2 protein-coding genes are annotated in these 4,075 nt (G+C 67.1%); both read left to right on the top strand.

Annotation, left to right across the window (positions count from 1 at the left end):
* Positions 1 to 1,303: complex I 51 kDa subunit family protein (locus tag AC1D3B_RS36040; protein WP_478195450.1), on the top strand; the 1,303-nt coding region annotated here is incomplete at its 5' end.
* Between the two features lie 31 nt (positions 1,304 to 1,334).
* A partial coding sequence (fdhF, locus tag AC1D3B_RS36035) for a formate dehydrogenase subunit alpha (RefSeq protein WP_478195449.1) occupies positions 1,335 to 4,075 on the top strand: 2,741 nt, incomplete at its 3' end.

The raw sequence follows: 4,075 nt of genomic DNA, 5'->3' as shown, positions 1-4,075 counted from the left end.
ACACGCGCTCGGCCATGGCTTGACGGACGAGATCCCCTACCTGAAGAAGCAGGAGCGGCTCACCTTCGCGCGCATGGGCATCACCGACCCGGTGTCGCTGGCCGACTACCAGGCGCACGAGGGCTTCGCAGGACTGCGTGCGGCACTCGACATGTCGAGCGCGGACATCGTGCAGCAGGTGCTGGATTCGGGCCTGCGCGGGCGCGGCGGTGCGGCCTTTCCGGCGGGCATCAAGTGGAAGACCGTGCACGCCACGGAGGCCGCGCAGAAGTACGTCGTCTGCAACGCGGACGAGGGCGATTCGGGAACCTTCTCCGACCGCATGACGATGGAGGGCGACCCGTTCATGCTGATCGAAGGCATGACGATCGCCGGCATCGCCACCGGCGCCACCCAGGGCTACGTCTACGTGCGCTCCGAATACCCGCACGCGATCGCGACGATGAACGAGGCGATCCGCCKGGCCGAGGCGGCGGGCTTCCTGGGCRCGGACRTCCTCGGCTCCGGCAAGCGCTTTGCGCTCGAAGTGCGCAAGGGTGCCGGCTCCTACGTCTGCGGCGAGGARACCGCGCTGCTCGAGAGCATCGAAGGCAAGCGCGGCATCGTGCGCGCCAAGCCGCCGCTGCCGGCCATCACGGGCCTGTTCGGCCAGCCGACCTTGATCAACAACGTGATCACGCTGGCCAGCGTGCCGGCGATCCTGGCGCGCGGCGCAGCCTACTACCGTGACTTCGGCGTCGGCCGCTCGCGCGGCACGCTGCCGATGCARCTGGCCGGCAACATCAGGCAYGGCGGCCTGGTGGAGAAGGCCTTCGGCGTCACGATGCGCGAACTGCTCTAYGACTACGGCGGYGGCTCGGCCTCGGGCCGCCCGATCAAGGCGGTGCAGGTGGGCGGACCGCTGGGTGCCTACCTGCCGGAATCGAAGTGGGACGTGCCGCTCGACTACGAGGCCTATGCGGCCATCGGCGGCACGGTGGGCCACGGCGGCATCGTGGTCCACGACGACACGGCCGACCTGTCGAAGCTCGCGCGCTATGCGATGGAGTTCTGCGCGATCGAGTCCTGCGGCAAGTGCACGCCCTGCCGCATCGGCTCGACGCGCGGCGTGGARGTGATCGACAAGATCCGGGCCGACCAGAACCGGGCGCAGCAGRTCATCCTGCTGCGCGACCTCTGCAACACCATGGTGCACGGCTCGCTGTGCGCGATGGGGGGCATGACGCCGTTCCCGGTGCTCTCGGCACTGGATCATTTTCCGCAGGATTTCGGCCTGGTCGTCCCCGACCGCGAAGCCGCGTGAACCCTTCGACCGAACAGAGCAGGAGCGCTACATGCTGAACCATCTCAAGGAAACCGACTGGGGCACGCCCAAGCGTGAATCCTCGCACGAAGTCACGCTGGAGATCGATGGCAACCAGGTGACCGTGCCGGCCGGCACCTCATTGATGCGCGCCGCCGTCGACGCGGGCATCCAGGTGCCCAAGCTGTGCGCGACCGACAGCCTGGAGCCTTTCGGCTCCTGCCGGCTGTGCCTGGTCGAGATCGAAGGGCGCAAGGGCTTCCCGGCCTCGTGCACCACGCCGGCCGAAGCCGGCATGAAGGTGTCCACCCAGACACCGAAGCTGCAGGAACTGCGCAAGGGCGTGATGGAGCTGTACATCTCCGACCACCCGCTCGACTGCCTCACCTGCTCGGCCAACGGCAACTGCGAGCTTCAGGACATGGCGGGCGTCACGGGGCTGCGCAACGTGCGCTACGGCTTCGACGGCGCCAATCACCTGAAGGAGCAGAAGGACGAGTCGAACCCCTACTTCACCTACGACCCGTCCAAGTGCATCGTCTGCAATCGCTGCGTGCGCGCCTGCGAGGAAACGCAGGGCACCTTCGCGTTGACGATCAGCGGGCGTGGGTTCGAATCCCGCGTGTCGCCGGGCCAGGACGAGCCCTTCATGGAATCCGAGTGCGTGAGCTGCGGCGCCTGCGTCGAAGCGTGCCCCACAGCCACGCTGCAGGAGAAATCCGTGATCTGGCTCGGCCAGCCCGAGCACAGCGTGATCACGACATGCGCCTACTGCGGGGTCGGCTGCGGCTTCAAGGCCGAGATGAAGGGCAACGAAGTGGTCCGCATGGTGCCGTGGAAGGACGGCAAGGCGAACGAAGGCCACTCCTGCGTCAAGGGCCGCTTCGCGTGGGGCTATGCGACGCACCTGGACCGCATGCTCAAGCCGATGATCCGCGAGAAGATCACGGACCCCTGGCGCGAAGTCAGCTGGGAGGTGGCACTCAACCATGCGGCGAGCGAGTTCAAGCGGCTGCAAGGCAAGTACGGCAAGGATTCCATCGGCGGCATCACCTCGTCGCGCTGCACCAACGAAGAGACCTACCTGGTGCAGAAGCTGGTGCGCACGGCCTTCGGCAACAACAACGTCGACACCTGCGCGCGCGTGTGCCACTCGCCGACCGGCTACGGGCTCGGCCAGACGCTCGGCACCTCGGCCGGTACGCAGACCTTCGCCTCGGTCGACAAGGCCGACGTGATCATGGTGATCGGCGCCAACCCGACCGACGGCCATCCGGTGTTCGCCTCGCGCATGAAGAAGCGGCTGCGCCAGGGCGCCAAGCTGATCGTGGTCGATCCGCGCCGCATCGACATCGTGAGGTCGCCGCATGTGCGCGCCGAGCACCACTTGCAATTGAAGCCGGGCACCAACGTGGCGGTGATCACGGCCATGGCGCATGTCATCGTCACCGAAGGCCTGGTCGCCGAGGACTTCGTGGCCGAGCGCTGCGATCCGAAGTCCTTCGGCGAATGGCGCGAGTTCGTCACCCGGCCAGAGAACTCGCCGGAGGCCATGGAGGCTTCGACAGGCGTCCCCGCCGCCGAGCTTCGGGCCGCCGCACGCCTCTATGCCAACGCGGACAACGGCGCCATCTACTACGGGCTCGGTGTGACCGAGCACAGCCAGGGCTCGACGATGGTGATGGGCATCGCCAATCTCGCGATGGCGACCGGCAATGTCGGGCGCGAAGGCGTCGGGGTCAACCCGCTTCGGGGCCAGAACAACGTCCAGGGCTCGTGCGACATGGGCTCCTTCCCGCACGAGCTGCCGGGCTATCGGCATGTGTCGGACAGCACCACGCGCGCTTCCTTCGAGGCCGCCTGGGGCGTGGAGATCAGCCCGGAGCCGGGTCTGCGCATCCCGAACATGTTCGACGCCGCGCTGACCGGCAGCTTCAAGGGCCTGTACTGCGAGGGCGAGGACATCGTGCAGTCGGACCCGAACACGCAGCACGTGGCCGCGGCGATGATGGCGATGGAGTGCGTCGTGGTGCAGGACCTGTTCCTCAACGAGACCGCGAAGTACGCGCATGTGTTCCTGCCCGGCTCTTCCTTCCTCGAGAAGGACGGCACCTTCACCAACGCCGAGCGGCGCATCTCGCGCGTTCGCAAGGTGATGCCGCCGAAGGCCGGCTACGCCGACTGGGAGGTGACGGTGAAGCTCGCGCAGGCGCTSGGCTATCCGATGGACTATGCGAGYCCCGAGGCGATCATGGACGAGATCGCCGMACTGACSCCSACCTTCAGCGGYGTSAGCTACAAGCGGCTCGATGAGTTGGGCAGCCTCCAGTGGCCGTGCAACGACGCGGCGCCCGACGGTACGCCGACCATGCACATCGGCAAGTTCGTGCGCGGCAAGGGCAGGTTCATCATCACCCAGTACGTCGCCACCGACGAGAAGGTGACGCGCAAGTTCCCGCTGCTGTTGACCACSGGMCGGATCCTGTCGCAGTACAACGTCGGGGCGCAGACGCGCCGTACGCCCAACAACCAGTGGCACAGCGAGGACCGGCTGGAGATCCATCCGCACGACGCCGAGGAGCGCGGCATCAAGGAAGACGACTGGGTCGGCATCCAGAGCCGTGCCGGCGAGACCGTGCTGCGCGCCACCGTCTCGGAGCGCATGCAGCCCGGCGTGGTCTACACCACCTTCCACTTCCCGGAGTCGGGCGCCAACGTGATCACCACCGACAACTCCGACTGGGCGACCAATTGCCCCGAGTACAAGGTGAC

The sequence above is a fragment of the Variovorax sp. P5_A3 genome (assembly GCF_056400665.1).
The sequence above is the reverse complement of the archived record's forward strand: the minus strand, read 5'-3'. Positions and strand labels throughout refer to the sequence as shown.